The following is a 2,639-nucleotide window of genomic DNA, read 5'->3' as shown; positions in this document are numbered from 1 at the left end:
TTATTACCCTCTACATATAAAATCGTTTCTTTTGTTCCTTCATAACACCAGCTCTTCTCGACGACATTTTTCATATCCCACAATGTAATTAAACATCTTTCAATTACACTCTATATTTTCCCATAAACAATGCAATGTTAATCTTGCAAAAATATACATTTTGAAAGGATAGCATTATACTCAAGAATTTAGTATCATGATTCAAGGTACTATTTCAAGTTGGACGGAGGATACTATGAGCTTATTAACAGTAGAAAAACTAGGCCATACATTTGGCGATCGCACATTATTTAAAGATGTATCCATGCGTTTACTAGCAGGAGAACATGTCGGATTAGTCGGTGCAAACGGTGTTGGTAAATCAACATTTATGAATATTATTACTGGTCAACTTATCCATGATGAAGGCCGTGTAGAATGGACACCTGGTACAAATTACAGTTACTTAGACCAGCATACAATTTTAACACCTGGTCGCACAATTCGTGATGTATTAGCTGACGCGTTTTTACCTTTATTTGAAAAAGAAAAAGCTTTAAATGAAGTTGCAGAAAAAATGGGAACGGCAACACCGGAAGAATTAGAGAACCTTCTTGAGCAGATGGCAGAAATCCAAGATGCTCTCGAAGCAGGTGGTTTCTATTTACTAGATATGAAAATCGAAGAGGCAGCAAGAGGTCTTGGAATTGATGCAATCGGTTTAGATCGTGATGTTTCAGCACTAAGTGGTGGACAACGTACAAAAGTATTACTTGCAAAGCTATTACTTGAGCAACCAGAAGTGTTATTACTCGATGAGCCTACTAACTATTTAGACGTTGAACATATTCATTGGTTAACTAATTATTTAAAAGAATATCCACATGCATTCTTATTAATTTCTCATGATACGGAATTTATGAACAAATGCGTTGATGTTATTTTCCATCTAGAATTTACAAAAATGACGCGCTATACAGCGACATACGAAAAATTCCTAGAGTTAGCCGAAATTAATAAAAATCAACATATAAATGCTTATGAAAAACAGAAAGAGTTTATTAAAAAGCAGGAAGACTTTATTGCAAAGAACAAAGCTCGTTATTCAACGACAGGTCGTGCAAAAAGTCGTCAAAAACAACTTGATCGCATGGAGCGTATTGATCGTCCTGAAACAGCAATTAAGCCAGAGTTCTCATTTAAAGAGTGTCGTGCAAGTAGCCGTTTCGTCTTTGAAGGTGAAGATGTAGAAATCGGATATACACATCCGTTATTACCAAAACTAACAATGACAATTGAACGCGGTGAAAAAATTGCCATCGTTGGTTGTAATGGTGTTGGTAAATCAACATTACTAAAAACGATTTTAGGAAAAATTAAACCTTTAAGCGGTAAAACAAGTCTTGGTGACTTCTTAGAGCCTGCATACTTCGAGCAAGAAGTAAAAGCTGATAATATAACACCAATTGATGACGTTTGGAACACATTCCCTAGCATGGACCAACATCAAGTTCGTGCAATGTTAGCGAAATGCGGATTAAAAAATGAGCATATCTCTCGCCCGCTAAATCAATTAAGTGGTGGCGAACAAGCAAAAGTTCGTTTATGTAAGTTAATGGGTGAAGAAAGTAACTGGATCCTATTTGATGAGCCAACAAACCATCTTGATGTTACAGCAAAGGAAGAACTTCAAAAAGCTCTGAAGGCATATAAAGGGACAATCCTTCTTGTATGTCACGAACCAGAATTTTATGAAGGCTGGATTACAAAAACTTGGAATGTTGAAGAATGGTCACAAAATAATTCTTAATTATAATAGAAAATCCTTGCGTTCTATATGCAAGGATTTTTTATATTATAGTATGCCGTAAGCCTCAATCGAAACTCATTTAAACTAGGATATACCGCTAAATTAGCAAGCATACCTCTAATGACTGGAATTCTTGGATTTTGCAATCTCATTTCTGCTTCTAAAACATCTAAAGTTACAAGTAACTCATCATTTTCTAATTGATCAGCTAATGCTCGTTTAAATACAATAATTTCACTTAGAAAATGTTCCTTCACCTGTTCCTTAATAAGCTCGGAACTACAAAGAAATTCTCCTAGTCTCTCTTCATGTAGGACAGGTTCCTCCGAAGATTCTAGAAGCCCCTCTACTAAATTGTCTATCCTTTTTAAAATAAAAGCTGAGACATAGGACAAATCAATTTCTGGTGCATTTAAAATAATTAATTCTAAATACCCACGGCATATCCCTTCCACCATAATTACTAGATCTAACAAGTATGGAATAACCTTTTCACCATAAATGGACAGTAAGCTCTTCCGATAAAATGCATGAGACTCTAATTTCATCCTCATCATAAACTCTTCTACTTCTTTATTAAACGGAATTGCATTTTCTCTTGCATGCATAATAATAAATTCTTTATGTTTTTGCACATCAGTAAACTGACAATATAATTGTTTTTCAAATTTTTCACGTGGTAATAAAGATTCTTTTTCAATATCCAGCATTTTCTTCTGAATCTTGTCATAATAATATCGAAGTGTGGCCAATAATAACTCATCTTTTGATTTGAAATATAAATAAAAAGCTCCTTTTGATATACCACATGCGGTTATAAAAAGCTCCTTTTGATATACCACATGCGGTT

2 protein-coding genes are annotated in these 2,639 nt (G+C 34.4%); one reads left to right on the top strand and one right to left on the bottom strand.

The genetic code is table 11. The features are described 5' to 3' along the window. Nucleotides 1–235 precede the first annotated feature (235 nt). A complete protein-coding gene (locus tag AC1DJR_RS25590; RefSeq protein ID WP_477003818.1) occupies nucleotides 236–1,789 on the top strand; it encodes an ABC-F family ATP-binding cassette domain-containing protein in 1,554 nt (517 codons plus the stop codon). 23 nt (nucleotides 1,790–1,812) lie between these two features. On the opposite strand, the gene AC1DJR_RS25585 is transcribed toward AC1DJR_RS25590, so the two are convergent. Then, nucleotides 1,813–2,639: TetR/AcrR family transcriptional regulator (locus tag AC1DJR_RS25585; RefSeq protein ID WP_477003817.1), on the bottom strand; the 827-nt coding region annotated here is incomplete at its 5' end.

This window comes from Bacillus sp. 05T31, from assembly GCF_056396725.1.
The sequence above is the reverse complement of the archived record's forward strand: the minus strand, read 5'-3'. Positions and strand labels throughout refer to the sequence as shown.

What these genes read in the sequence shown, in the direction of transcription:
- AC1DJR_RS25590 (WP_477003818.1), top strand. Translation starts at nt 236, where the DNA reads ATGAGCTTATTAACAGTAGAAAAACTAGGCCATACATTTGGCGATCGC.